Genomic DNA, 26,579 nt, shown 5'->3' on the forward strand with positions numbered 1-26,579 from the left:
CAGGAAAAAGCGGTGCCAGGACATTGCTCCGCGATGGTGTGCAGAAAACGCTGCCTGCCGAAGGAGCCCGCGAATGCCGGCCACGCCCGCACCACCGGAGTCACCGCAGGAGTCACCAGGGGAAGCAGCACCGCTGCTGACCATGCGGAACGTGTCGAAGAGCTTTCTCGGTGTCCGGGTGCTGCACGACGTGGGCCTCGATCTCGTCGCCGGAGAGGTGCACGCCCTCGTGGGCGAGAACGGCGCCGGCAAGTCCACGCTCATGAAGGTCCTCGCGGGGGAGCACGTCCCGGACAGCGGCACGATCGAACTCGACGGCACCGCCCACGCGTTCACCCACCCCAAGCAGGCGCAGGCCGCCGGAATCGGCATCATCCACCAGGAGTTCGCGCTCCTGGAGCACCGCACCGTCGCCGAGAACGTCTTCCTCGGCCGGGAACCCACCCGCTACGGCATGGTCGACCGCCGCGCCATGGAACGGCGCACCGGACAGCTCCTCGCCGAACTCGGAGAAACCGGTATCTCGCCGCGGACGTACGTACGCGAGCTGTCCGTGGCCCGCCGCCAGACCGTCGAGATCGTCAAGGCGCTCGCCTCGGACGTCCGCGTCCTGGTGATGGACGAGCCCACCGCCCCGCTCGCCGACCACGAGGCCCGCCTCCTGCACGACCTGGTGCGCCGGCTCGCAGACCGCGGTCTCGGCATCCTGTACATCTCCCACCGGCTGCGCGAGGTCTTCGAACTCTCCGGCCGTATCACGGTGTTGAAGGACGGACGGCACATCACCACGGTCGCCACCGCCGCCACCGACACGGACGCGATCGTGCGCGCCATGGTCGGCCGCGACCTCAGCGCGTACTACCCGCCGCGCGCCACCGCGGACCAGGGCGGCGAGATCGCGCTCGCGCTGCGCGGCGGCCGCAACCGGCGGCTCAAGGGCATCGACCTCGACCTGCGCGCGGGCGAGATCACCGGCATCGCCGGGCTGCAGGGCTCGGGGCGGACCTCACTGGCCCGCGCCCTGTTCGGCGCCGCCCCGTTCAGCGAGGGCGAGATGACCGTCGGGGGACGGAAGTTGAGGCCCCGCAGCCCCCGTGAAGCCATCCGCGCCGGCATCGCGCTCGTCACCGAGGACCGCAAGGGCGAAGGGCTCGCGCTGCGCCAGTCCGTACGGGACAACGCCCTGCTCGTCACCCGCGCCGTCCCCGGACAGCAGCGCGCCACCGCCGCACGCGCCCTCGCCGACCTCCTGGAACGCGTACGGCTCCAGGCGCGCGGCGGCCCCGACCAGCAGGTGCAGTTCCTGTCCGGCGGCAACCAGCAGAAGGTCGTCATCGCCAAATGGCTGGCCGCCGCCCCCAAGGTGCTGCTCTTCGACGAACCCACCCGAGGAGTCGACGTCGGGGCCAAGGCCGCGATCCACACCCTCGTACGGGACCTCGCCAAGGAAGGACTCGCCGTCCTGATCATCTCCTCCGAACTGCCCGAACTCATCGGCATGAGCGACCGCATCCTCGTCATGAGCGACGGACACCTCGCCGGTGAACTGCCCGCCGGCGCCTCGGAAGAGGACATCATGCGCCTCGCCACGGGGCCCGCCGTCGAAGGGAGCGACGCCGCATGACCCCGACGGCTCTCGCCCCGCCCGTACGGGCGACCGAACCGGTCCGGCGCCGCTCGAAGCTCACCGATCCCGCGGTGGGCGTATGGCTCGCGGCCGCCGTGGTGATCGTGCTCGGCTGGCTGATCGTCACGATCGACGGCGGCAGCTTCTTCGCCCGCGCCAACCTCACCACGATCCTGTCCAACTGCGTGGCCCTCGGCCTCGTCGCCGTCGGCCAGAGCGCGGTGATCCTCACCGGCTCGCTCGACCTGTCCGTCGCGTACCTGATCAGCCTCGGCACGCTGGTGGCCGCCGAGACGATGCAGGACGGCAGCGTGATCACGGGCATCCTCGCCGTACTCGCCCTGTCCGTCGCCGTCGGGCTTGCCAACGGACTGATCGTCACAGGGCTCAAGGTCAACGCCTTCATCGCCACCCTGGGCACGGCGTTCATCCTGCGCGGCTATATCGAGGACAACTACACCGGACCGGCCGGACAGGTGCCCGCATCCTTCCGGCACCTCGGCTACGACCGCATCGGACCCATCCCCGTATCGATCTTCCTGCTCGCCGCCGTGGCCGCGGCCGCATGGTTCCTGACCAAACGCACCCGGCTTGGCCACCACATGTACGCGACCGGCGGCGACGAACACGCGGCCCGCCTGTCCGGCGTCCGCACCCGCCGCACCGTGATCATCGCGCACATCATCTGCTCCCTGTGCGTGGGCGCCGCCGCCCTGTTCCTCGCCTCACGGCTCGGCGCGGGCGCTCCCTGGGCCGGCACCGAGGCGCGCTACGACCTCGAGTCGATCGCCGCCGTGGTCCTCGGCGGCACGGCGCTCGCGGGCGGACGCGGGGGAGTGGCGGGCACCCTCGGCGGCGTGCTGATCCTCGCCGTCCTGGACAGCGTCTTCAACCAGCTCTCCGTGGACCCGTTCTTCAAGAACGTCGTACGCGGCGTCGTGATCATCGCCGCGGTCGCCCTGTACGCCCGGCGCGGCAGGAGGTCCGCATGACCACCACCACGGCCCCTACCCCCGCCCCGTACAAGCGCCTCACCGCCGCGCTCGGCACCGGCATCCCCGTCTACGCGCTGCTCGTGGTGCTGCTCGTGGCCCTCGCCGTCACCGACCCGAGCTTCTACGAGCTCGACCGGTTCCTCGCCTTCGTCAAGCGCGCGGCCCCGCTGGTGATCCTCGCGGCCGGACAGTATCTCGTCATCGTCAGCGGCGAGTTCGACCTGTCCGTCGGCGCCATCGTCACCGCCGGTGTGGTGGTCGCGGCCGAACTGTACGGCTCCTTCGCCGACGCGCACTGGCTCGTCATCAGCCTCGCCCTGGTGCTCGGCGGCGCGATCGTGGGCCTGGCCAACGGGCTGATCACCACGGCCCTGCGCGTGCCGTCGTTCATCACCACGCTCGGCATGATGCTGATCCTCGAAGGCGCCGTCTTCTACTGGACCGGCGGCTCCCCGAAGGGCGTGCTGCCCGAGGACTTCCGTGCCCTCGGCCGCAACTCCGCCTTCGGCTGGCTGCCCTGGGCCGTGCTCGTCTGCCTCGCCGTCGGTGCGTTCGCGGTCTGGCTGATGCGCCGCGACTTCGGCCGCACCCTCATCGCCACCGGCGACAGCGAGCGCACGGCGGCTCTCTCCGGTGTACGGGTGCACCGCGTCCGGGTCCTCGCCTTCGTGCTCTCCGGGGTGGCCGCCGCGCTCGCCGCGATCCTCGTCGGCGGCTTCTCCGGAGTGTCCGCGCAGGCCGGCCGCGGCCTGGAGTTCGAGGCCATCACCGCCGTCGTGCTCGGCGGTGTGGTGCTCGGCGGCGGCCGCGGCTCCGTGATCGCCGCGATGGCCGGCGCGTTCTCGCTGCAGGCGCTGTTCACCCTGCTCAACCTCCAGGGCGTCTCCGGCGCCCTGGAGTCCACCGTCCAGGGCGTGATCGTCATCGCCGCCGTCGGTCTCGGCGCCGCCAACTGGTCCCGTATCCGCCGCCGTTCCCACTCCTCGGGAGGGACTCCCTCATGAAACGCAAGCTCCTGGCATCGGGCGCCGCCGTCTTCGCCGGCGTGCTGCTCGCGTCCTGCTCCAGCGACGCCCCGCCCGAGTCGCCCGGCGCCTCCGCTTCGGACAGTCCGGACGGCAAGGCGACCGAGGAGTCGAAGTTCTTCGAACAGGCCGAGTACGACCGGCAGATCAAGCTCGCCGACGTCACCCCCGAAGGCCCGGCGGACAAACCCTGGGTACAGATGCTCGAACCGGAGATGCGCGACACCGCCGAGTTCAAGAAGAAAGGCGGCCTCGCCGGCACGCACCTGTGCTTCTCCAACGCCGGTGTCTTCAACCCGTGGCGCCAGGTCGGTCTGAAGAACATGCAGGCCGAGGTGAAGCTGCACAAGGAGATCACCAAGTTCACGGTCCTGGACGCCCAGGGCAAGGACGACAAGCAGATCTCCGACATCGAGGAGCTCACCGGGAAGGGCTGCGACGCCCTGATCGTCTCGCCCAACACCACCGCCACCCTCACCCCCGCCGTCGAGGCCGCCTGCACCAAGGTCCCGGTGATCGTCTTCGACCGCGGCGTGCAGACCGACTGCCCCGTCACCTTCATCAACCCCATCGGCGGATACGGATACGGCTCGGTCGCCGCCGACTTCCTCGTCGAGAAGGTCAAGCCCAAGGGCAAGATCCTTGCCCTGCGCATCTCACCCGGCGTGGATGTCCTGGAGAACCGCTGGTCGGCCGCCAAGGTCGCCTTCGACAAGAGCGAACTCGACGTCGTGGACATCAAGTTCACCGAGGGCGACACCGCCAAGACCAAGTCGATCGTCGCCGACGCCATCGCCCGGCACGGACAGATCGACGGCGTCTGGATGGACGCGGGCGCCACCTCCGTCGCCGCCATCGAGGCCTTCGAGGACGCCGGCGCCGACGTACCGCCGATCACCGGCGAGGACCAGCAGGACTTCCTCAAGGCATGGAAGGACAAGAAGCTCACCGCGATCGCCCCGACCTACCCCACCTTCCAGTGGCGCACCCCGGTGATCGCGGCCCTGGACATCCTCGCGGGCAAGCAGGTGCCCAAGGAGTGGAAGCTCCCGCAGCCCACCGTCACCGAGGAGAACCTGGACGACTACCTCCAGGAGGGCATGCCGCCGCTGCACTACGCCATGTGCGGCTGCGAGGACCTGCCCGGCTTCCCGAAGGAGTGGGGCGGCAAGTGACGCACGCTGTACGGAGGATCGGCGCCAACCCGTGGATCTGGCACTCGCCGGTCGGGCAGGCAGCACTCGCCGAAGTGCTGCCCCGCCTGGCCGGCTGGGGCTTCGACTGCGTCGAACTGCCCCTGGAACAGGCCGACGACTGGGAGCCCGCCGCGGCCGTCAAGCTCCTGGAGGCCACCGGCCTGCGCCCGGCCGCGGTGATCGCCGTCATGCCGCCCGACCGCGACCTCGTGCGCGCGAGCGCCGAAACGGTCCGCGCCACCCAGGACTACCTGCGCCGCTGCATCGACGCGGCCCACGCCATCAGCGCCCCCGTGGTGGCCGGGCCCGTCTACGCGGCGGTCGGCAGGACCTGGCGCATGGACCGCTGCGAACGCGACGCCGCATACGCCGAGTGGCGCGAGAACATCGCACCCGTCGTCGAGTACGCCCAGCGGGCCGGGGTCCGGATCGGCGTCGAACCGCTGAACCGGTACGAGACCAGCCTGTTCAACACTGTCGAGCAGACCCTGGAGGGCCTCGAGGGACTTCCGGCGCAGTCCATCGGGGTCGCGCTCGACACGTACCACCAGAACATCGAGGAACGCTCCCTCGCCTCTGCCGTCCGTACTTCGGCCGGGCGCATCGTCCACGTCCAGGTGTGCGCCAACGACCGGGGCGCGCCCGGCGCCGACCATCTGGACTGGGGCGGCTTCCTCGACGCGCTCGACGAGGTGGACTTCCACGGTCCGCTCTGCATCGAGTCGTTCACCGCGCACAACGCGACCATCGCGGTCGCCGCCTCCGTGTGGCGGCCGCTCGCCCCCACCCAGGACACCATCGCCACCGACGGACTCGGCTTCCTGCGCGGACTCCTGGCCGAGCGCTCCTGAACCGCCCCCCCACGCCCCGACATCCGGCACCGCACCACCGCCCTGACATCCGGCATCGCACCACCGCCCTGACATCCGGCATCGCACCACCGCTCTGAAATCCGGCACCCCCACCGCACAGCCGATACGACAGAGAGGACCCCTCATGGGATGTCATGTACGTGACACCCGAAGAATCCGCCGCGGCCTGATCGCAGGGCTCAGCGGATTGCTCCTGGTCGGCGGCGTCCTGCCGGCGGCCGCCGCCGAGATCGTGGACGCGAAAGCCCCCGCCTTCCGCGCCCTCCTGTTCACCGAGGCCGTGGGCTATGTCCACGGCTCGATCCCCGACGGGATCAAGATGTTCGAGGAGGAGGCGGCCGAGAACAACTTCGAGCTCGTCAAGAGCGCCGACTCCAAGATCTTCGCCGATCCGGCCCTGAACGACTTCGATGCGATCGTCATGCTGCAGAACTCCGGCATGGTCTGGGACACCGACGCCGAGAAGGAGGGCCTGCAGAAGTTCGTACGCTCCGGCAAGGGCATCGTCGCCATCCACAACACCCTCGACATGGGTGTCGAGAACGAGTTCCCGTGGTGGGACGAGACCATCAACGCCGGTGCGCACATGCCCTCCCACTCACCGGGCGTGCTGCAGGGCACGGCCAAGGTCGCCGACCGCGTGCACCCCTCCACCAAGGGACTTCCCGAGCGCTGGGAGCGCCCGGAGGAGTGGTACAACTTCGACAAGAACCCCCGCGGTGACGTCCATGTCCTCGTCACGGCCGACGAGACCACGTACAACCCCGGTGGCGACGCGATGGGCGCCGACCACCCGATCTCCTGGTGCCGCGGCACCGAAGGCGGGCGCGTCTGGGCCACCGCCATGGGCCACGACAAGGCCTCCTACACCGAGGAGTACTTCCGCGACCACGTGATCGGCGGCCTCGAGTGGGCCTCCGGCACCGCGGCGGGCGACTGCGGCGGCACCGTCTGGAACGGGTACGAGAAGGTCACCCTCGACGACAACACCGCCGACCCCATGGAGCTCGACGTCGCCAAGGACGGCAAGGTCTTCTACGCCCAGCGCAGCGGCGAGGTGAAGATCTTCGACCCGGCCACCCACGCCACCACCGAGGCCGGCAAGCTCGACGTCTACACCGGCGGCGAGGACGGCCTGGTCGGCCTCGAACTCGACCCGGCCTTCGCCACCAACCACTGGATCTACCTCTACTACGCACCCGCCGCGGCCACCGAGGACATCAACCGCCTCTCCCGCTTCACCGTCAAGGACGGCAAGCTCGACCCGGCCAGCGAGAAGAAGCTGCTCGACGTCCCCGCGTACCGCGACCGCTCCTTCCCGGAGCCCGGACACACCGGCGGCGCGGTCGAGTTCGGCCCGAACCGCACGCTCTACCTGTCCACCGGCGACGACGTACCGCCGAACCTCGACCCGGACTGGCAGGGCTACTCGCCCATCGACTGGCGGCCCGGCAAGGAGCGCCTGGACGCCGCACGCACCTCCGCCAACACCAACGACCTGCGCGGCAAGATCCTGCGGATCAAGCCCAAGGACGGCGGCGGCTACTCCATCCCCAAGGGCAACCTCTTCGCGCAGGGCACCGACAAGACCCGCCCCGAGATCTACGCGATGGGTTTCCGCAACCCCTTCCGCTTCACCGTCGACCACAGGACCGGCTACGTCCACGTCTCCGACTACGGCCCCGACCGCGGCGGCCCCACCACGGAGCGCGGGCCCGAGGGCCTCGTCGAGTACAACGTCATCAAGAAGCCCGGCAACTTCGGCTGGCCGTTCTGTCACGGCAACAACCAGGCCTACGCGCCCTATAACCCGGACACCCAGGAAGTCGGCGCCAAGTTCGACTGCACCAAGCCCACCAACCCGTCCCCGAACAACACCGGACTGAAAGACCTGCCGCCGATCCAGCTGCCCGAAGTCTGGTACGGATACGGCGCGTCCCCCGAGTTCCCCGAGATGGGCACCGGCGGCTCCGCGCCCATGAGCGGCCCCGTTTACCGCTATGACCCGGACAGCAAGTCCGAGACCAAGTTCCCCGCGTACTACGACGGGGCGAGCTTCTTCTACGAGTGGGCGCGCAACGACATCAAGGAGATGCGCTTCGACCGGGACGAGAAGCTCCTCAAGATCAACGACTTGTTCTCGTCGATGAAGTTCGCCAAGCCGATGGACATGACGTTCGGACCTGACGGCTCGCTCTATGTCCTCGAATGGGGTTCGGAGTTCGGCGGCGGCAACAACGACTCCGGTCTCTTCCGTATCGACTACGCGCAGGGCAAGCGCAGCCCTGTCGCGAAGGCCACCGCCTCCGTCACCAATGGACCCACTCCGCTGAAGGTGGACTTCTCCAGTGCGGGCACCAACGACCCCGACGGCGACGCGCTCAGTTTTGCCTGGGACTTCAACGGCGACGGCACCACCGACTCCACCGACCAGAACCCCACGTACACCTATACGGAGGCGGGTGACTTCAACGCCCAGCTGAAGGTCACCGACTCCACCGGCAAGGAGGGTTTCGCCAACATCCCGATCACGGCCGGCAACACCGCGCCCGTCGTGAAGATCGAGACGCCGGTGAACGGCAAGCTCATCCAGTTCGGCGACCAGATCCCGTACAAGGTCACCGTCACCGACCCGGAGGACGGCGAGATCGACTGCTCCAAGGTCACCGTCAACCCGGCACTCGGCCACGACGACCACGAGCACCCGACCACCGACATCCCCGGCTGCGAAGGCACCGTGGACACCGGAGACCTCGGCGGCCACCCGGAGGGCGCGGACCTCACGTACGTCCTCAACGCCAAGTACACGGACAAGGGCGGCAACGGGGCGAGCGCGCTGACCGGTTACGGCCGTTCGGTGATGCACCCGAAGCACAAGCAGGCCGAGTACTACGACGACCAGTCCGGGACGCGCGTCGTCTCGCAGGCCGGCGCCGAGAACGGCAAGCGCATCGGGGACATCGGCAATGGCGACTGGGTGGCCTTCGAGCCGATGAGCGTCGAGGGCATCGCCTCGGTCACCTACAAGGTGTCCTCACCGTACGGAGTCGGCGCGATCGAACTCCGCGCGGACGCCCCCGACGGCCAACTGCTCGCCACAACCCCCGTACAGAACACGGGCGGTTGGGACACCTACCAGGACACGGCCAAGGTCCCGGTGGCAGCCCTGGGCGGCACCCACAAGCTCTACCTGGTGTTCACCTCACCCCAGTCCAGTCCGTACGACCTGGACTCGGTGACCTTCCACACCGATTAGCACCCCCGCGAATCGGCGTGGAGACGCGCAGTCCCGGCTCCCCTGCTTCCCCCTGATCATCAGGGGAGCCGGGACCGCAGGCGAAAGCCCCGCGGTGTGCCCAACCCTTGGCACGCCGCGGGGCCTTCGCGCTCCCCGTCAGCGAGTGCCGACCGCGGCCCTCACGGCCCTGCGGGCCAGGGCGCAGTCGTCGTGCAACCGCCTGAGCAGCAGCCGCTGTTCCTCGCCGGACGGTGCGGCACCGGGATGGGCCGGGCCGGGTGCCGCCGGGGTCGCTTCGCGCATCGTGCGCTGCACGGCCATCTCGTACGTCCTTATCTCCCGCGTCAGGACCAGCATCAGGTTGACGAGGAAGGCGTCCCGGGCCGCAGGGCCCGCGGACTGCGCGAGCTGGCTGATCTGGCGCCGCGCGACCGGTGCGTCGGCGAGCACCGCCCACAGCGTGGCGAGGTCGTAGCCGGGCAGATACCAGCCGGCGTGCTCCCAGTCGACGAGCACCGGGCCCGCGGGGGAGAGCAGGACGTTCGACAACAGCGCGTCGCCGTGGCAGAACTGGCCCATCGAGCCGCTGCCCGCGGACTGCGCGATGCCGTGCATCAGCTTCTGCAGATCGCCCAGATCCCGGTCGGTGAGCAGCCCCAGCTCGTGGTAGCGGTTGATCCGCGCACCGTAGTCGAGCGGAGCGTCGAACATGCCGGCCGGCGGCCGCCATGCGTTGAGCCGGCAGATCGCCCCGAGCGCGGCCCTTATGTCGGCGCGCGGCGGCGCCTCGGCCGGATGGCGTTGCAGGGCCGCCACCCGGCCGGGCATCCGCTCGATCACCAAAGTGCCATTTTCGGGATCGGCGGCGATCAGCCGTGGCACGCGTACCGGAGGACGGTGCCTGACAAACGAGCGATACGTGGCTATTTCATGGCGGCTGCGCTCGGACCACGCAGGAGAGTGGTCCACTAAGCACTTCGCGACCGCGGTCATGCGTCCCGTCGTACCGACGAGCAGTACCGAGCGGCCGCTGCGGCGCAGCACCTGTACGGGGTTGAACTCCGGGCAGATGCGGTGAACCGACGCGACAGCCGTACGCAACTGGGCGCCCTGGGGGCCGGACAAGTCGAGTCTCCCGCTGAGCGGTTGGGTGCCGAACCCCGCTGAGCCTGCGGCCCCCGGAGCCCGCCGCGTCCGACCGGTGCCCAAGACGGGGGCCGCCGGGCGGGAGGGGGCGAGATAAGGGCCCCCGGCCTGCCGGGCGGTGGACGGCCGGGGCGGGGCGGACACGGAGGACGATGCTGTGTACATGGGCGAGACAGATCCCTTCGTGCGCCGACGAGTCACGTGCGCCGGCCCGGCCCGACTGCCGTTCGCACCCTGGGGAATGCGGTCGGCCGCCGGGTCGGGGTGGCGCATATCTACCTGACACCCGCGCGCTCATGGCGAACCATTGAGCGCACCCTGGCGAACCCTGGCGAATAGTCGCTCAGCAACTGACAGAGGGTTACTGTCAACTCAGCCGAGAACCTGGGGGCTTGACGTGAGCAGCGAACCAAACGCCCGACTCAGCGACCTGTTCGGCCTGGCCGGCTGGTCCAAGGGTGAGCTCGCGAGGCTGGTCAACCGGCAGGCGGCGGCCATGGGCCATCCGCAGCTGGCGACCGACACCTCGCGTGTGCGTCGCTGGATCGACATGGGAGAGATCCCGCGCGATCCCGTGCCGCGGGTACTTGCGGCACTGTTCACCGAGCGCCTCGGCCGTGTCGTGACCATCGAGGATCTCGGTCTGGTCCGGCACGGGCGCATGGGGAAGCGGCAGGGTGGCCGGGAGGTCGAACATCCCGACTCACTGCCGTGGGCGCCCGAGCGGACTGCCGCGGTCCTCACCGAATTCACGGGAATGGACCTCATGCTCAACCGACGCGGCTTGGTGGGCGCGGGCGCCGCGCTTGCCGCGGGCTCCGCACTCAGCAGCGCCATGCACGACTGGCTGCACACCGATCCGGCCCTCTCCGACGACGCTCCCCGCTTCAACGACCCCCTGCACGCCGACCCCGCTGGGTACGACCGCTACGAGGCCGCCCCCATCGGGTCCCAGGAGATCGAAGAGCTGGAACGTTCGGTGGAGGTATTCCGCGCCTGGGACGCTGCCCGCGGCGGCGGGCTCCAGCGCAAGGCCGTGGTGGGGCAGCTCAACGAGGTGGGAGGCATGCTCTCCTACCGCCACCCCGACCATCTGCAGCGCCGCCTGTGGGGCGTCGCCGCCAATCTCGCCGTACTCGCGGGCTGGATGTCGCATGACGTCGGCCTGGAACCCACGGCCCAGAAGTACTTCGTCATCGCGGCCCATGCGGCCCGCGAGGGCGGGGACAAGCCACGCGCCGGCGAGGCGCTGTCCCGTGCGGCCCGCCAGATGGTGCATCTGGGCCGGCCCGACGACGCCCTCGACCTGATGAAGCTGGCGAAGTCCGGCTCGGGTGAGGAAGTCCTGCCGCGCACGAAGGCGATGCTCTACACCATCGAGGCCTGGGCGCAGGCGTCCATGGGCAAGGGGCAGGCCATGCGCCGCACCCTCGGGGAGGCGGAGGACCTCTTCGTCTCGGACAAGGGCGATGTGCCGCCGCCGAGCTGGATGCAGATGTTCGACGAGGCGGACATGCACGGGATGCAGGCCCTGGCGTACCGGACGCTGGCCGACCACGATCCGGCCGCCGCGCCGATCGCGCAACGCCATGCGAAGGAAGCGCTGGAACTGCGGGCCAAGGGCCGTCAGCGCTCCCAGATCTTCGACTACATCTCGCTCGCATCGGCCTGCTTCATCGCCGACGACCCCGAACAGGCCGACCGCTATGCCCGGTTGGCGCTCATGTCGATGGGCGAGACCTCGTCCCACCGTACGTGGGACCGGCTGCGCGAGATGTACCGGCTGACGGCTCAGTACTCGGGGTACCCGAAGATCCAGGACCTCCGGGAAGAGATCCAGCTGGCACTGCCGAAGGTGGTCAAGGGGAGCGGGGGGACTGCCAGGGCTTGAGGCGCCCGGCGATACGTCGTCGGGCGGGGCCCTCGGTCTCGGCCGATGGCTCAGGGATGTGAGTCCCCAGCCGTCCCTGCCCCTGCCCAGTCAATCAATCAGCCGTGGCGGGCGGTCTCAGCCGCTGCCCACCAACCCCACCAGCACGCAAGCGTCGTCCTCCCGTTCCCTGCGCTCCCCGAACTCCTCCATCACGGCCCGGACGCAGTCCTGCGCCGTACGGGCGGTGGCGAAGCGGGGGGCCAGGGAGAGGAGACGGTTGCGGGAGGCCTCTCCGTCGCGGTGGGGTGCGAGGCCGTCGGTGTGCAGGATCAACAGGTCACCGGGCAGCAGCTGTTCACTGGCCTGCTCGTACACCGCGCCCGTCGTCGCGCCGAGCAGGACGCCGTCGGGGGCGTCCAGGGCGCGGCCCGTACCGTCGCGGAAGAGCAGGGGCGCCGGGTGGCCGGCCTGCGACCACGTCAGCACGCGGCTGTGCGGGTTGTAGCGGCAGCACACCGCGCTGCCCAGGGCCGGCTGGACGGAGGCGTCGAGGAGCTGGTTCAGCCAGCCCATCAGCTTGCCGGGCTCCGCGCCCGCCACGGCCATGCCGCGCAGCGCGCCGAGCAGCATCGCCATGCCCGAGGTGACGGTGACGCCGTGGCCCGTGAGGTCGCCGACGCTCAACAGGGTGTCGCCGTCGGGAAGTTCGAGCGCGTCGTACCAGTCGCCGCCGATGAGGGCGCTGCTCGCGGAGGGCAGGTAGTGCGCCGCCAGGGCGAGTGCGTCGGGCGAGCTGTGCGGGAACCGCAGAGGGCCGCGCCACGGCGGCAGCACGGCCTCCTGCAGCTCGACCGCAAGCCGGTGCTCGGTCTGCGCGATCTGCCGCTGGCGCTGCAGAGAGTCACGGGTCTCGCGCAGGGCCAATTGGCTGCGGCGCAGCTCGCTGACGTCTCTGAGCACCGCCCACATGGAGGCGGTGCTGCCGTCGGCGTCGAGCACGGGCTCGCCCATCATGTGGAGGGTGCGCACACTGCCGTCGTCGCGCACGATGCGGAACTCGCCGTCGATGGGGCGGCCGTCGATCAGACAGTCCGTGACCATCTGCGTCAGCAGATCCTTGTCCTCCGCGAACACGAAGGTCGGCAGCTCGTCCAGGGTGAGCGGCGGCTGCTCGGGGGAGCGGCCGAAGATCTGGTAGAGCTCACCGGACCAGACGACCTCGTCGGTGAGCAGATTCCACTCCGCGCTGCCCACCCTGCTCAGGAGCGAACCGTGTTCGGGCCCCGGGACGAGCTCCGCCTCCAGGCCTTCGAGCAGCTCCTGCTCGTCGGCGTTCATGGGCGCGCCGTCGCGCAGCTGCGCCAAGTGCTCGTCCAGGTCGTCGAGTTGGTGCACGGCCAGCTCGCACAGGGCGCGCTGCCAGCGGCCCTGCGGGTCGTCCTCGTCCGTCAGCGTGTCCCTGCGCACCGCGTCGACCTCTCCGCGGAGCCGGCGCGTCTGCTGAATCAGCGCGTCGACCGTGCCGCGCTCAGGCGGCTGAGCGGCGGGGCGGTCCGCGAAGATATGGGACGGCATCTCGTACTCCGATACAGGCGCGGTACGACCAAGTCTGACGGAAGGGCCGGTTATGACTCTCGCACAGGTCAGTGGGCCCCGTAAGGGATTTGGCAAGACACGATACGGTGGTGCTTCTGGCATATGTCAAAGTCCACCCGGAGGCCTCGACTTCCAGGTGGCCGAAAGTCAATCAGCCTCTTCCTTAAGGGAATTGAAAGGCGCCGCTCCCGGTATGTGGGGTGGCGCCTTCTGCGTGCCGCATATCTGGCCGGTTCGGATCCCTCTTCGCGCGTGCGCCCCAAGCCACCCGTCTGCCCCTGTGGACTTGTCGTAACTCTACAAGATCCCTTCGGGAGGCTCTGCGCCTGACAGCATCCTTCGGCGCCCTTGTTGTCTGGAAGTGTCGAGTTCAGGTGATCGAGATCCCGCGCCGCCGGGCGGCCGGGTCTTGTGGACTTCCTACTCAAGACGACAAGGGGCGCGATATGTACGAGGACGCGGTGGCCGTCACGGGGCTCGGAGCGCTGACTCCGCTGGGCATGGACGCCGATACGACCTGGCAGGGCCTGCTCGCGGGCGCCTCGGGCGTGCGGCGGATCGAGGAGGAGTGGGCCGCCGACGTGCCCGTCGGGGTCGCGGCGCCCCTGCCCGGTGACCCCGCCGAACTGGTCGGGCGGGTCCAGGCGCGCAAGCTCGACCGCTGTGAGCAGGTCGCCCTGCTCGCCGCCCGCGAGGCCTGGCAGCACGCGGGCGCGCCCGAGGTCGAGGGCACCCGCCTCGCGGTGGTCATCGGCACGGGTACGGGAGGCGTACTCACCACGCTCGGCCAGGACGACACCTATGAGCGTTCCGGCGCGCGGCGCCTTTCCCCGTATGCCGTGCCGATGCTGATGCCCAACGGTCCCGCGGCCTGGGTGAGCATGGAGCTCGGCGCCAAGGCCGGCGCGCATACGCCGGTGAGCGCGTGCGCCTCCGGCTCGGAGGCCATCGCGCAGGGGCTCGACCTGATCCGGTCGGGCCGCGCGGACGTGGTGGTGGCCGGCGGGGCCGAGACCTGTCTGCACCCGTTCACCCTGTCGGCCTTCGCGCAGATGAAGGCGCTGTCGGTGCAGGACGCGGAGCCCGAAGCGGTCTCGCGACCCTTCGACGCCGCGCGCAGCGGCTTCGTGATGGGAGAGGGCGCCGGCATCGTCGTCCTCGAACGGGCCTCGTTCGCCAGGGCCCGCGCGGCGCGCGTGCACGGCTGGCTGGCCGGCGCGGGGGTCTCGTCCAGCGCCGCGCACATCACGGCGTCGGACGCCGCGGGGCAGGCGCAGGCGATGCGCGCCGCGCTCGGCTCGGCGCGGCTCGCTCCCGCCGACATCGGCGTCGTGCAGGCCCATGCCACCTCCACGCCCTCCGGTGATGTGGTGGAGGCCGAGGCCGTCGCGGCCGTGCTCGGCGACGGCGTTGCCGTCACTGCGGCCAAGTCGATGATCGGCCACCTGTGCGGGGCGTCGGGTGCCGTGGCCGCGGTCGCGACGGTGCTCGGGCTGCGCGACGGCCTCGTCCCCGCCATCCGCAACCTGGACACCCCGGATCCGGCCGTCGCCCTCGACCTCGTCAAGGGCGGCCCACGCGAAGGCGGTTGGGAGGCGGCCCTGACCAACGCGTTCGGCTTCGGCGGGCACAACGTGAGCCTGGTCTTCACGCGCGGGGACTGACGCACGCAGGGGGCTTGCGGGGGCGCTCCTCATGTGGGGGCCGCCCCCGCGTCACCCAACGGCGCCCCCTCGCGGCAAGTCGCTTGTAAGAAATTTGCGTTCTACTGATTCAGTCTTGCGGAGCAACCTGTACGGTCAGCGCATGACGAAACGACTTGCCAAGGTGGCCGCGTTCGCCGGCGTCAGCGAAGTGACCGTCAGCCGTGTGCTGAACGGCAGCACCGAAGTTTCACCGGCCACCAGGGACATCGTGCTCACGGCCCTGGACGTGTTCGGGTTCGAGCGCCCCGCCGTCAGCCGCAAGGAGCGCGCACCGCTGATCGGCCTGGTGGTGCCCGAGCTGCAGAACCCGGTCTTCCCCGCCTTCGCCGAAGCCCTCGCCGGGCGGCTCAACAAGCGCGGACTGATACCCGTTCTGTGCACCCGTACCGCCGACGGCGTCTCCGAATCGCACTACATCGACATGCTGCTCGGACAGAACACCGGCGGCATCGTCTTCGTCGGCTCCAGCTATGCCGACGCCGGAGCGGAACAAGGCAGTGAGCTGCGCGAACGTCGGATGCCGATGGTGCTCGTGAACGCCGCCGACGAGAACAGGGGAGTAGCTCAGGTCGCCGCCGACGACACCCATGCCGCCCTCCAGGCGGCCCGGCACCTCGAAGCCCTCGGGCACGAGCGCATCGGCCTGCTGATCGGCCCCGTCGGACACGTGCCGAGCGCCCGCAAACTCGCGGGCTACGCGGCGTTCTGGGAAGCAAAGGACGTCCCCCAGAAAACCTGGCGGCCGTGGGTGGCGCACGCCATGTTCTCCATGGAAGGCGGGGCGACTGCCGTACCGCGCCTGGTCGATGCGGGCGTCACCGCGGTCGTGTGCGCGAGCGACACCCTCGCGCTCGGGGCGATCCGCGGCGCGCGGCGCCAAGGCCTCGCCGTGCCCAGGGACTTCTCGGTCGTCGGCTTCGACGACTCGCTGTTCATGGTCGCCACCGATCCGCCGCTGACCACCCTGCGCCAGCCCGTGCAGGCCATGGCGGACGCGGCCGTGACCGCGCTTGTCGCGCAGATGGACGGCCATGTCGTGGACGACGAACCCATCCTCTTCGAGACCGAGTTGATCGTCAGAGGCTCCACTGCTTCAAATATTGCGTAGAGACGTTGACTTCTTGCGTGCAGCGGTTCTACGTTCTGCGTCAACGCTGGGGCGCCGGCCAGGACCGCCGGCAGGACCGCTCTCCCCGCGACAGGCAGCAGGAAGGCAGCACACCCATGACTCGCACGTCTGGCACCAGATCGCGTCGGCACGCCGGTATAGCCCTGGCGGGCGTGATGGCGCTCGGCCTGACCGCCTGCGGAGGCTCCTCGACCGGTGAAGGGGAGGGCGCGGACGGTGTCGTCACCATCACGGTGAACGACATGCCGCCCAAGACCCAGCCGGTGGACCGCAAGATCTTCGAGGAGGACGTGAAGGCCTTCGAGAAGGCCAACCCCAAGATCAAGATCGATCCGCGCGAAGGCCAGATGGACCCGAAGACCTTCGCGGCCAAGCTCGCGGGCGGCCAGCTCGAGGACGTCTACTACGTCTACTTCACCGACCCCGCCGGACTCATCGAGCGGCGTCAGGGCGCCGACATCACCCCGTACATGAAGGACATCCCGTATCTCGACAAGATCCGGCCCGAGTTCCTCGATGTGTTCAAGGGCAAGGACGGCAAGATCTACGGGCTGCCCAACGGCCAGTACTCGCTCGGCCTGGTCTACAACCGCGACCTGTTCGCCAAGGCCGGACTCGACCCCGACAAGCCGCCCACGACCTGGGACGAGGTCCGCAGCGCCGCCAAGAAGATCAGCGCACTCGGTGACGGCACCACCGGCTACGCCGAGTACAGCAAGAACAACCAGGGCGGCTGGCACCTCACCTCATGGATCTACTCCATGGGCGGGGACGTGGCGGTCAAGGACGGCGGGAAGTGGAAGTCGGCGATCGACAGCGACGCCGCCCGCAACTCGCTGCGGATGCTGCACGACATGCGCTGGACCGACAACAGCATGGGCAGCCGCCAGCTCCTGGAGATCCCCGACGTCCAGAAGATGATGGGCGCCGGCAAGCTCGGGATGTACATGGCCGGGCCCGACAACGTGCCCACGATCGTCAAGCAGTTCGAGCGCGCGTGCAAGGAGTACGGGGTCGCCGCGCTGCCCGGCCAGGCCACGCTCGGCGGCGGCAACGGGTTCATGTTCAACCCGAAGGCCTCCCCGGAGAAGATCAAGGCCGGTCTGAAGTGGCTGCAGTTCAAGTACCTCAACCCGGACCGCACCGAGTTCAACGACAAGCGCATCGCGAGCAACGACGTTCCCATCGGGCTGCCGCTCGACCGCCTGTACACCGACGATGTGCAGGCCAAGGTCGATGCGGTGCATGCGAAGTACGCCAATGTGCCCACCGAGAACTTCCGTCCGTTCGTCGAGCGCAACGGCACGCTCGAGCAGAAGGTCGAGCCGCCGAACGCCCAGCAGATCTACACCGTGCTCGACGGGGTGATGCAGTCCGTGCTGACCAAGAAGGACGCGGACATCGACCAGCTGCTCGCGGATGCGTCCAAGAAGGTCGATGCGCTGCTCGCGACGGTCAAGTAGCCGATGGCCACCACCGACATGAGGGCCCAGCCACTCCCGGAGGACACCGTCGTCAAGGCGGCGGCCTCCTCCGGGAAGCCCGGGCGGACACCGCCACGCTCCCGCCTCGCCCGCCGCGTCCGCGAGAACCTCGTCGCCTACGCCTTCCTCGGCGCCGGAATCGCGGTCTTCGCCGCCTTCTCCTGGTACCCGATCGTCCGGGGCTGGCTGCTCGGCTTCCAGCAGGTGACCTTCGCCCAGCCCGCGCAGTGGGTGGGCCTGGACAACTTCCGCCGCCTCTTCGCCGATCCGCTGTTCGTCACCGCCTGGCAGAACACCGCCTGGTTCACGGCGCTCGCCCTGGTCTTCGGCTTCGCGGCGCCGCTCGCGACGGCCGTCGTCCTCAACGAGTTCCGCAGCGCCCGCGGCTATCTGCGGATGACCGTCTATCTGCCGGTGATGCTGCCGCCGATCGTCACCATGCTGCTGTGGCGCTGGTTCTACGATCCGGGCCCGGGCCTGTTCAACAACGCGCTCGAAGTGCTGCATCTGCCGGCACAGCAGTGGCTGGAGTCGGAGCACCTGGCGATGGTCTCCCTGGTCCTCGTCTCCACCTGGGCCAACATGGGCACCACCACGCTGATCTACCTGGCGGCGCTCGGCGGTATCCCCGGCCAGCTGTACGAGGCTGCCGAGCTGGACGGAGCGTCGATCAGGCAGCGCCTGTGGCACGTCACGCTGCCGCAGATGCGCTTCATCCTGATGATCACGCTGCTGCTCCAAGTGCTCGGCACCATGCAGGTGTTCATCGAGCCGTACATCCTGACCGGCGGCGGACCGAACGACGCCACCGTCACCGTCCTTCTGCTCCTGTTCCGCTACGCCTTCGTCTACAACGACTTCGGCCTGGCCAGCGCCATGAGCATGCTGCTCTTCGTCGTGCTCGGAGCGTTCTCGCTGGTGTATCTGCGGCTGACCCGGAGCAACGGCTGAGAGGAACCACCATGTCCGACACCGCGGAACGCACGCTGATCGCGCCGACCGAGCTGAACCGCCGTACGGGAAAGATCCTCTACCGGTTCGTGCTCACCGCCACCCTCATCGGCTTCACGGTCGTCTTCGTCTTCCCGCTCTACTGGATGGCGAGCGGCGCCCTGAAGTCCTCGCGCGAACTGGCCGACCCCAACCCGACCTTGGTCCCGCACAGCTTCCACCCTGAGGCGTACTCCGAGGCTTGGACGAACACCGGGCTCGGCCGGCACTTCCTCAACACCCTGATCCTGGCGCTCGGCGCCTGGCTGATCCAGCTGATCGTCGACGTCGCGGCCGCCTACGCCCTGTCGAAGCTGCGGCCCGTTCTCGGCAATGTCGTGCTCGGCATGATGCTCGCGACCCTGATGCTACCGGTCTCCGCGCTGCTCGTCCCGACGTATCTGACGGTCACGGACGTGCCGTTGATTCATGTGAACCTGATCAACACGCCCTGGGCGATCTGGCTCCCGGCCGCCGCCAACGCCTTCAACATCTTCATCCTGAAGCGCTTCTTCGACCAGATCCCGCAGGAGCTGATGGACTCCGCGCGCATCGACGGCGCCGGCCCCGTCCGCGTCCTCGTCTCGGTGATCCTGCCGCTGTCGCGCCCGGTGCTCGCCGTGGTGTCGATCTTCGCGGTGGTCGGCGTGTGGAAGGACTTCCTCTGGCCGCTGATCGTGCTGCCCGACCCGGCGAAACAGCCGATCACCGTGGCACTCAGCCGGCTCGCGGAGTTCCTGCCGGCCAACCAGCTGCTCGCGGGCATGGTCATCGCCAGCATCCCGCTGCTCGTGCTCTTCCTGATCTTCCAGCGTCACATCATCGCCGGCCTGACCGCCGGCAGCCTCAAGGGCTGAGCCCACCGAGCGCCACCCCTCAGCCGTCCTGTGCACCCCCACACGGAAGGACGCTCCGCCATGCCCGAAAACACCCCGGCACGACCAAGATCACTGCTTCTCGTCCCCGTACTGCTCCTGAGCCTCATGGCCGCGCTCCTCCTGTACGGGACTCCGGCGGCCCATGCCGCCGACCCGCTCCAGGCCGAAGCGGCCACGCTCACGGGCGGCACACGCGCCGAGAGCGAGCACAGCGGATACACCGGCAGCGGCTACGTCGGCGGCTACACCGACGGCAACAAGGGCAGCGCCACCACCGCCTTCGCCGTCACCGCACCCACCGCCGGATCCGGCTCCGTCAAGCTCCGGTACGCCAACGGCACCACCGCCACCATGACGCTCAGCCTGTACGTGAACGGCACCAGGACCGGCCGCCTGAGCCTGCCCGCCACCGCGAACTGGGCCACCTGGTCCACGCTCGACGCACCCGTCGACTACCGGCAGGGCGCCAACACCGTCGCCCTCGTCTTCACCGCCGACGACAGCGGAAACATCAACCTGGACAGCCTCACCCCGACCACCCCCTCCGAGGGCGGTGGCGGAAGCCTCACCCACGAGGCCGAAGACGCTTTCTTCTCCGGCGGCCCGGAGAAGTCCACCTCCACCAGTGGCTACCAAGGCTCCGGCTATCTCGACCGCTTCACCACGAACGGCTCCCGCGCGGTCTTCTCCGTACGCTCCGCCGCGGCAACCGAGCACGACGTGCAGGTCCGCTACCGCACCTCTGACGCGGGCAATGCCACCGTCTCCCTGACGGCCAACGGCTCCCCGCTGCGGCAGCTCACCCTGCCCGGCACCTCCGGTTCCTGGCAGACCGTCACCACCAGCACGCCGCTGCGCGCCGGCCTCAACACCGTGACCCTGCGCACCGAATCCGGCGACAACGGCGCCTTCCAGCTCGACGGCCTCGACATCCCGACCGCCGCGGCCAACGCCACGCGCGGCGCGACCCTTCCGTACACCGCGTACGAGGCCGAGACGGGGACGACGAACGCCACCACCATCGGACCCGACCGCGCCTACCTCCAAGTGCCCTCCGAGGCTTCCGGCCGCAGGGCCGTCGTGCTCGACGCGACCGGCGAGTACGTGGAGTTCACGCTCACGAAGCCCGCCAGCGCCCTGACCCTGCGCTACTCGATCCCCGACAGTACGGACGGCGCCGGCATCGACCGGTCCCTGAGCCTGTACGCCGACGGCACCCACCTGCGCGACCTCGGCCTCACCTCCAAGTACAGCTGGGTGTACGGCGCCTACCCCTACGACAACGACCCGTCCGGCGGCTCCCCGCACCGCTTCTTCGACGAGACGCGCGCCGTCATCGGCGACTTCCCGGCCGGTACGAAACTCAGGCTGCAGAAGGACGCCGGCGACACCGCGGCCTCCTACACCCTCGACCTGATCGAGACGGAGACGGCGCCCGCCGCGTACACGATGCCGTCCGGCTTCGTCTCGGCGACCGGGCTCGGTGTCACGGCGGACGACGGCACCGACGACACCGCCGCCCTCAACTCCGCCGTGAGCACGGCCACCTCGCAGGGCAAGGGCCTGTGGCTGCCGAAGGGTACGTACAACATCTCCGGCCATCTCGACCTCATTGGCGCCACGGTCCGCGGCGCGGGGGAGTGGCACACCGTGGTGCGCGGCAAGGACAACAAGGGCGGCTTCTTCGGCCGCGGCGGCACCAGCACGATCCAGGACCTGATGTTCGCCGGTGACGCCACCCACCGCGACGACGCGGGCGGACACACGGCGATCGAGGGCGACTTCGGCAACGGCTCCACCGTGCAGAATGTCTGGATCGAGCACGCCAAGGTCGGCCTGTGGATCGACGCCCCGACCAACGGGCTGCTCGCCACCGGGCTGCGGATCCGCGACACCTTCGCCGACGGCGTGAACCTGCACAAGGGCACGAAGAACAGCGAGGTGTCCCACAGCAGCGTCCGCGGCACCGGCGACGACGGACTCGCGATGTTCTCCGAGGAACAGGCCGTCACCGACTGCGTGTTCCGCTTCAACACCGTGCAGCTGCCGATGCTCGCCAACACCGCCGCGATCTACGGCGGCAGCGGCAACCGGATCGAGGACAACCTCCTGTCCGACACCGTGAACGCCTCCGCCGGCATCGCGATCAGCACCCGCAACTTCCCGCCCGCGCCGCTGCCCTTCTCCGGCCCCACGACCGTGGCCCGCAACACCCTTGAGCGGACCGGCGGTTACGAAGCCAACTGGGGCGCGAAGCTCGGCGCCGTCTGGGTGTACGCCGACCACTCGGACATCACGACACCGGTACGCATCGTCGGCAACGACATCCTCGACTCCACGTACAGCGGCCTGCTCGTGTCCTGGCAGAAGACCGTCGGCGATCTCACCGTCGAGGACACGAGGATCGACAGGACCGGCGCATACGGCATCGAGATCAACGCGGCCGGCGCCGGCACCTTCTCCGGGGTCGCCGTCAGCGGCACCAAGGACGGCGGGCTCTCGCTCGCGGGCGGCTTCCGGATCACCCGCGGCGCCGGCAACTCCGGCTGGTAGCCGTCCTTCTCGCTCGAAGGGTCCGGCCGGACGGGCCGGACCCGCACCATCCCCTCCTGAGGAGCACTTGTGACTTCGACGTCCGTGCCCGCCTGGTGGCGGCACGCCGCGATCTACCAGATCTACGTCCGCAGCTTCGCCGACGGCAACGGCGACGGCATCGGCGACCTGGCCGGAGTGCGCGCGAAGCTGCCGTACCTCCGTGAACTCGGCGTGGACGCCCTGTGGTTCAACCCCTGGTACGTCTCACCCATGGCGGACGGCGGCTACGACGTGGCCGACTACCGGGACATCGACCCGCTGTTCGGCACCCTCGCCGAAGCCGAGTCGCTGATCGACGAGGCGCACGCGCACGGGCTGCGCGTCATCGTCGACCTGGTGCCCAACCACTGCTCCGACCACCACCCATGGTTCCGTCAGGCGTTGGCGGACGAACCAGGGGCACGCGACCGCTTCTGGTTCCTCCCCGGCAAGGGGGAGCGCGGCGAACTGCCGCCCAACGACTGGCAGTCGTACTTCGGCGGCCCCGCCTGGACTCGTGTCACCGACGCCGACGGCACCCCGGGCCTCTGGTATCTGCACATGTTCGCGCCCGAGCAGCCCGACCTGAACTGGGAACACCCGGACGTACGAGCCGAGTTCGAGGACGTCCTGCACTTCTGGCTCCGCCGCGGCGTCGACGGCTTCCGTATCGACGTGGCACACGGCCTGGCGAAGAAGCCCGGGCTGCCGGACGTCGGCCACGACCCGGACCCGACGGACCTGCCGTACCAGGACGTGGAGGAGGTCCACGACGTCTACCGCTCCTGGCGCAAGATCCTCGACTCGTACGAGGGCGAGCGCACCTTCGTCGGCGAGGTGTGGCTGCCGAGCCCCGAACAGTCGGCGCGCTACCTTCGCCCCGACGAACTCCACTCCGCCTTCAACTTCGACTTCCTGTGCTGCCCTTGGGACGCCTCGGCCCTGCGGCAGGTCATCGACTCCACGTTCGCCCTGCACGAGCCGGTCGGCGCACCGCCCACCTGGGTGCTCTCCAACCACGACACCATCCGCCATGTGACGCGCTACGGCCGCGCCGACACCTCCTTCGACATGGGCGACAAGCGGCTCGCCGACCCGAGCGACGTGACCCTGGGACGGCGCCGTGCCCGGGCGGCCGCACTCCTGACGCTGGCCCTTCCCGGCGGCGTCTATCTGTACCAAGGCGACGAGCTCGGCCTGCCCGAGGTCCAGTCGATCCCCGACCACCTCATCCAGGACCCCACCTTCGTACGCTCCGAAGGCCGCGACCGAGGACGCGACGGCTGCCGGGTGCCGCTGCCCTGGAAGGCGACAGGGGAGTCCCTGGGCTTCTCGGCGAACGGCGCGTCCTGGCTGCCGCAGCCCCCGCAGTGGGCCGATTGGAGCGCCCAACGCCAGGAGGACGACCCCGACTCGTTCCTGCGGCTCTACCGCGAGGCGCTCCGGCTGCGCGGCGCACTCCTCGCGCCGCAGCCGGAAACCCTCCAGTGGCTCGACGCCGGCCCGGACACCGTCTGCTTCGCCCGGCCGTCCGGGATGCAGTGCCTGGTCAATGCGGGTACCGAACCGGTCGCGCTGCCCGCGGGGATGCGGGTGGTACTGGCCAGCGGGCCGCTGGAGGAGGACGGGGTGCCGGGGGACACGACGGTGTGGCTGGCGCCCGGAGAGTGAGCGCGGTGGGCAGTGGCAGCGCGGCAGCGGTCGGGAGCGATGAGTTTTCGGCCCGGGCGCGGTCTGCACCCGTATGAAGACCCACACGCTGAAGACAGCCGAAGCAGACCTCGTCTACGACGTCCGCGGCCCCCTGCCGACCGCCGACGGCCGTCCGCCGTTGCTCATGATCGGGCAGCCCATGGACGCCACCGGCTTCGCCGCGCTCGCCGCACGTTTCCCCGACCGGACCGCCGTCACCTACGACCCGCGCGGGCTCGGCCGCAGCACGCGCAAGGACGGGCGTATCGACCACACGCCGCAGACCCAGGCCGACGATGTACACGCCGTCATCGAGGCGCTCGGGGCCGGGCCGGTGGAGATGTTCGCCAGCAGCGGCGGAGCGGTCACCGCGCTCGCGGTCGTGGCGAAGTACCCCGAGGACGTGACCACCCTGGTCGCGCACGAGCCGCCGCTGATCACCCTCACGCCGGACGGCCCGGCAGCCGTACGGGCGCGCGCCGCGGTCCGTGACGCCTACGAGAAGCGGGGCTGGGGCGCGGGTATGGCGGCGTTCGTGGCCATGACCTCGTGGGAGGGCGAGTTCACGGACGCCTACTTCGCCCAGCCGGACGCCGACCCCGCCGCGTTCGGCATGCCCACGGAGGACGACGGTTCACGCGAGGACCCGCTGCTTTCCGACCGGTCCTGGGCGATCAGCAGCTACCAGCCGGATGTCGACGCCCTCGTCGCCGCGCCCACCCGCGTGGTGATCGCCGTGGGGGAGGAGTCCCTGACCGTGCAGACGGGACGTACCTCGGACGCGATCGCGAAGTTGCTCGGGCAGCAGGCGACCGTGTTCCCGAGCCACCACGGCGGCTTCCTCGACGGCGAGTTCGGCTACCCCGGCAAGCCGGACGAGTTCGCCCAGCGACTGCGGGAGGTCCTCGAGGGCGCCTCGTAATCCGGCCTCGGACCCTGCCCGGCGCCACGCAGACACGCGTGACGCCGGGCTTCCGGCCGGCCGAGGGCCCGCGATGCCAGAGGTCAACTGCCCTGGTACGCGCCGTTGTTGGCGGGATCCGGGATCCGATTGCCGAAGAAGTCGACCCGTACACCGTCATCGAAGGACATGCCGGTGCCGAGTGCGGGCGAGCCCGGACGCAGCCGGACATCCCGCGGCGCACCGGGGTCTGCCGCGGTGAACAGCGGGTCGGCGACGACGGCGGAGGCGTCCCTGGCCTGCTCGGTGTTCCAGTACAGGTTCCCCTCGTAGCGGCTCCGGTCGTCCTTGAACGAGGAGCCGCCGGGCGCCGCCGCGAAGATGTTGTTACGGAAGGTCACACCGTCCGGACCGTTGCTCACGACCATCGCCTGGCCGGGTTCGTCGGTGACGAAGGTGTTGCTGTACACCTCGGTGTTCGTGGTCGCGGCGCAGACGATCGACACCACACCGTACGGATAGTTCGGACTGCCGTCGTCGACGCTGATGTTGTGCCGGAAGACATTGCCGTTCGTGGTCATGCCCGCGCCGTTGCAGACGAGCAGCGCGCCGCCGTCGTTGTGGTGGCTGTAGTTGTACTGGTAGACGTTCCCGTTGTTGCCGCCGTCGAAGTCGAACGCCATCGAGTCGCGGTGGCCGAGCCCGCCGGTGACCTCGTTGTACTGGTACAGGACATCGTCCGAATTCCACGCCCAGATCCCGGCGTTGTAGCCGGCCGAGCGGCGGTTGAAGCCGTTCACGTAGTTGTGCTCGACTCGGGCGCCTTTCGCGGTCTGGACGACGATCCCGTCGCCGCCCGCGTCGTGGACCTCGTTGCGCGCGATCCGCAGGCCGGTGACCGGCTCCCAGCTCGCTCCCGGCCCGTTCGGGTGCTCCGCGCGCCGTCCCCACGTCGACGAGGTGCCGATGCCGGTGCGGTCCACGTGCCGCACCGTGTTTCCGGTGATACGGACGCCGTCGAAGCGCGTCGGCTGTTGCGCGCCCCACACCGCGAACAGAATGCCGCCGCTCGGGTTCGGATCCTTGTGATCGGAGCCGTTCACGTCGTGGACGTCGACGCCCTCGACGACGTAGTGCCGGCCGATGCCGTAGTCCTCCAGGCTCACCAGGAGGCCCGCGCGGCGATCGGTGGTGGTCGGCGCGCCCGTGTTGGACAGGTCGAGATTGCGGATCTCCCAGCCCTGGCCGTTGGCGACATGCACCGCCGCCCGCGCTCCCGCACCCTCGATATGCGGCTTCGCACCGCGGCCGTACGCGTCGAGGCGAATCGGTTCGGCCGCGCTGCCCTCACCGCTGAGCGCGAGGCTGCCGGTGCAGGTCACGCCGCGCTTGAGGAGCAGCCGGTCGCCGGGTCCATAACTGCGGGACGCCTTGGCGAGCGAGCGCCAGGCACGCGCGGGGCTGGTGCCGTCCGCCGTGTCACTGCCGCCCGCGCAGTCCACGTGGTAGACGGCGCCCGCACGGGCATCCGCGGCAGCTGCGGCGGCCGGCAGTACACCCGCCAGGAACGTGGCCGCCGTGGCGACGGCCAGGATTCTCTTGGTCAACTGTGTTGGCATGCACGGAGTTTGAACGCGCAACCAAGGCGCGGCCATGG

General features: G+C 69.6%; 18 protein-coding genes. 15 read left to right on the plus strand and 3 right to left on the minus strand.

Annotated elements, in window-relative coordinates; genetic code table 11:
- Positions 1 to 133: 133 nt before the first annotated feature.
- The 6 genes from H9Y04_RS20985 (at position 134) to H9Y04_RS21010 (ending at position 8,971) form a co-directional block, all read left to right on the plus strand.
- Positions 134 to 1,624 (plus strand): sugar ABC transporter ATP-binding protein, encoded by a 1,491-nt coding sequence (locus H9Y04_RS20985; RefSeq protein WP_187815712.1) that lies wholly within the window; start codon positions 134 to 136, stop codon positions 1,622 to 1,624.
- Positions 1,621 to 2,619, plus strand: coding sequence for an ABC transporter permease (locus H9Y04_RS20990; RefSeq protein WP_187815475.1), 999 nt, complete (start codon positions 1,621 to 1,623; stop codon positions 2,617 to 2,619). The genes H9Y04_RS20985 and H9Y04_RS20990 overlap by 4 nt, the downstream gene beginning before the upstream one ends.
- The gene (locus H9Y04_RS20995) at positions 2,616 to 3,626 is read left to right on the plus strand and encodes an ABC transporter permease (RefSeq protein ID WP_187815476.1); all 1,011 of its coding nucleotides are present in this window, start codon (positions 2,616 to 2,618) and stop codon (positions 3,624 to 3,626) included. The genes H9Y04_RS20990 and H9Y04_RS20995 overlap by 4 nt, the downstream gene beginning before the upstream one ends.
- The gene (locus H9Y04_RS21000) at positions 3,623 to 4,822 is read left to right on the plus strand and encodes an ABC transporter substrate-binding protein (protein WP_187815477.1); all 1,200 of its coding nucleotides are present in this window, start codon (positions 3,623 to 3,625) and stop codon (positions 4,820 to 4,822) included. Before H9Y04_RS20995 ends, H9Y04_RS21000 begins: the two co-directional genes overlap by 4 nt.
- Positions 4,819 to 5,694, plus strand: a complete 876-nt coding sequence (locus H9Y04_RS21005; RefSeq protein WP_187815478.1) for a sugar phosphate isomerase/epimerase family protein — start codon at positions 4,819 to 4,821, stop codon at positions 5,692 to 5,694. The genes H9Y04_RS21000 and H9Y04_RS21005 overlap by 4 nt, the downstream gene beginning before the upstream one ends.
- A gap of 145 nt (positions 5,695 to 5,839) precedes the next feature.
- Complete coding sequence (locus tag H9Y04_RS21010) at positions 5,840 to 8,971, plus strand: ThuA domain-containing protein (protein ID WP_187815479.1); 3,132 nt, start codon at positions 5,840 to 5,842, stop codon at positions 8,969 to 8,971.
- Between the two features lie 138 nt (positions 8,972 to 9,109).
- On the opposite strand, the gene H9Y04_RS21015 is transcribed toward H9Y04_RS21010, so the two are convergent.
- Positions 9,110 to 10,264, minus strand: coding sequence for an aminoglycoside phosphotransferase family protein (locus tag H9Y04_RS21015; protein ID WP_187815480.1), 1,155 nt, complete (start codon positions 10,262 to 10,264; stop codon positions 9,110 to 9,112).
- 232 nt (positions 10,265 to 10,496) lie between these two features.
- Here H9Y04_RS21015 and H9Y04_RS21020 point away from each other — a divergent pair, with 232 nt between their 5' ends.
- Positions 10,497 to 11,990, plus strand: a complete 1,494-nt coding sequence (locus tag H9Y04_RS21020) for a DNA-binding protein NsdB (RefSeq protein ID WP_187815481.1) — start codon at positions 10,497 to 10,499, stop codon at positions 11,988 to 11,990.
- A 117-nt stretch (positions 11,991 to 12,107) separates the two neighbouring features.
- Here the strand turns inward: H9Y04_RS21020 and H9Y04_RS21025 are convergent, their stop codons facing one another.
- A complete protein-coding gene (locus tag H9Y04_RS21025; protein WP_187815482.1) occupies positions 12,108 to 13,547 on the minus strand; it encodes a PP2C family protein-serine/threonine phosphatase in 1,440 nt (479 codons plus the stop codon).
- Positions 13,548 to 14,014: 467 nt separating this feature from the next.
- On the opposite strand from H9Y04_RS21025, the gene H9Y04_RS21030 reads away from it, so the two are divergent.
- The 8 genes from H9Y04_RS21030 to H9Y04_RS21065 all read left to right on the plus strand — a co-directional run bounded on the left by H9Y04_RS21030 (position 14,015) and on the right by H9Y04_RS21065 (position 24,943).
- Positions 14,015 to 15,232 (plus strand): beta-ketoacyl-[acyl-carrier-protein] synthase family protein, encoded by a 1,218-nt coding sequence (locus H9Y04_RS21030; protein ID WP_187815483.1) that lies wholly within the window; start codon positions 14,015 to 14,017, stop codon positions 15,230 to 15,232.
- A 142-nt stretch (positions 15,233 to 15,374) separates the two neighbouring features.
- A complete protein-coding gene (locus H9Y04_RS21035) occupies positions 15,375 to 16,382 on the plus strand; it encodes a LacI family DNA-binding transcriptional regulator (RefSeq protein ID WP_187815484.1) in 1,008 nt (335 codons plus the stop codon).
- A gap of 116 nt (positions 16,383 to 16,498) precedes the next feature.
- A complete protein-coding gene (locus H9Y04_RS21040) occupies positions 16,499 to 17,866 on the plus strand; it encodes an ABC transporter substrate-binding protein (RefSeq protein ID WP_187815485.1) in 1,368 nt (455 codons plus the stop codon).
- 3 nt (positions 17,867 to 17,869) lie between these two features.
- Positions 17,870 to 18,838, plus strand: a complete 969-nt coding sequence (locus tag H9Y04_RS21045; protein ID WP_187815486.1) for a carbohydrate ABC transporter permease — start codon at positions 17,870 to 17,872, stop codon at positions 18,836 to 18,838.
- 11 nt (positions 18,839 to 18,849) lie between these two features.
- Positions 18,850 to 19,734, plus strand: coding sequence for a carbohydrate ABC transporter permease (locus H9Y04_RS21050; RefSeq protein ID WP_187815487.1), 885 nt, complete (start codon positions 18,850 to 18,852; stop codon positions 19,732 to 19,734).
- A 60-nt stretch (positions 19,735 to 19,794) separates the two neighbouring features.
- Positions 19,795 to 22,308: a carbohydrate-binding protein gene (locus H9Y04_RS21055; RefSeq protein WP_187815488.1), complete on the plus strand. Its 2,514-nt coding sequence runs from the start codon at positions 19,795 to 19,797 to the stop codon at positions 22,306 to 22,308.
- A gap of 69 nt (positions 22,309 to 22,377) precedes the next feature.
- Positions 22,378 to 24,000: a glycoside hydrolase family 13 protein gene (locus H9Y04_RS21060; protein WP_187815489.1), complete on the plus strand. Its 1,623-nt coding sequence runs from the start codon at positions 22,378 to 22,380 to the stop codon at positions 23,998 to 24,000.
- A 73-nt stretch (positions 24,001 to 24,073) separates the two neighbouring features.
- A complete protein-coding gene (locus H9Y04_RS21065; RefSeq protein WP_187815490.1) occupies positions 24,074 to 24,943 on the plus strand; it encodes an alpha/beta fold hydrolase in 870 nt (289 codons plus the stop codon).
- 83 nt (positions 24,944 to 25,026) lie between these two features.
- Here H9Y04_RS21065 and H9Y04_RS21070 read toward each other — a convergent pair whose 3' ends face one another.
- Positions 25,027 to 26,541, minus strand: coding sequence for a right-handed parallel beta-helix repeat-containing protein (locus H9Y04_RS21070; RefSeq protein ID WP_187815491.1), 1,515 nt, complete (start codon positions 26,539 to 26,541; stop codon positions 25,027 to 25,029).
- Positions 26,542 to 26,579 lie beyond the last annotated feature (38 nt).

The organism is Streptomyces polyasparticus (assembly GCF_014493765.1).
GTDB classification, from domain to species: Bacteria; Actinomycetota; Actinomycetes; order Streptomycetales; family Streptomycetaceae; genus Streptomyces; species Streptomyces polyasparticus.

Coding starts and splice junctions, on each gene's coding strand:
- H9Y04_RS21055 (WP_187815488.1), top strand. CDS start 19,795: ATGCCCGAAAACACCCCGGCACGACCAAGATCACTGCTTCTCGTCCCC.
- H9Y04_RS20990 (WP_187815475.1), top strand. CDS start 1,621: ATGACCCCGACGGCTCTCGCCCCGCCCGTACGGGCGACCGAACCGGTC.
- H9Y04_RS21040 (WP_187815485.1), top strand. CDS start 16,499: ATGACTCGCACGTCTGGCACCAGATCGCGTCGGCACGCCGGTATAGCC.
- H9Y04_RS21025 (WP_187815482.1), bottom strand. CDS start 13,547: ATGCCGTCCCATATCTTCGCGGACCGCCCCGCCGCTCAGCCGCCTGAG.
- H9Y04_RS21070 (WP_187815491.1), bottom strand. CDS start 26,541: ATGCCAACACAGTTGACCAAGAGAATCCTGGCCGTCGCCACGGCGGCC.
- H9Y04_RS21065 (WP_187815490.1), top strand. CDS start 24,074: ATGAAGACCCACACGCTGAAGACAGCCGAAGCAGACCTCGTCTACGAC.
- H9Y04_RS21010 (WP_187815479.1), top strand. CDS start 5,840: ATGGGATGTCATGTACGTGACACCCGAAGAATCCGCCGCGGCCTGATC.
- H9Y04_RS20995 (WP_187815476.1), top strand. CDS start 2,616: ATGACCACCACCACGGCCCCTACCCCCGCCCCGTACAAGCGCCTCACC.
- H9Y04_RS21045 (WP_187815486.1), top strand. CDS start 17,870: ATGGCCACCACCGACATGAGGGCCCAGCCACTCCCGGAGGACACCGTC.
- H9Y04_RS21035 (WP_187815484.1), top strand. CDS start 15,375: ATGACGAAACGACTTGCCAAGGTGGCCGCGTTCGCCGGCGTCAGCGAA.
- H9Y04_RS21030 (WP_187815483.1), top strand. CDS start 14,015: ATGTACGAGGACGCGGTGGCCGTCACGGGGCTCGGAGCGCTGACTCCG.
- H9Y04_RS21050 (WP_187815487.1), top strand. CDS start 18,850: ATGTCCGACACCGCGGAACGCACGCTGATCGCGCCGACCGAGCTGAAC.
- H9Y04_RS21015 (WP_187815480.1), bottom strand. CDS start 10,264: ATGTACACAGCATCGTCCTCCGTGTCCGCCCCGCCCCGGCCGTCCACC.
- H9Y04_RS21000 (WP_187815477.1), top strand. CDS start 3,623: ATGAAACGCAAGCTCCTGGCATCGGGCGCCGCCGTCTTCGCCGGCGTG.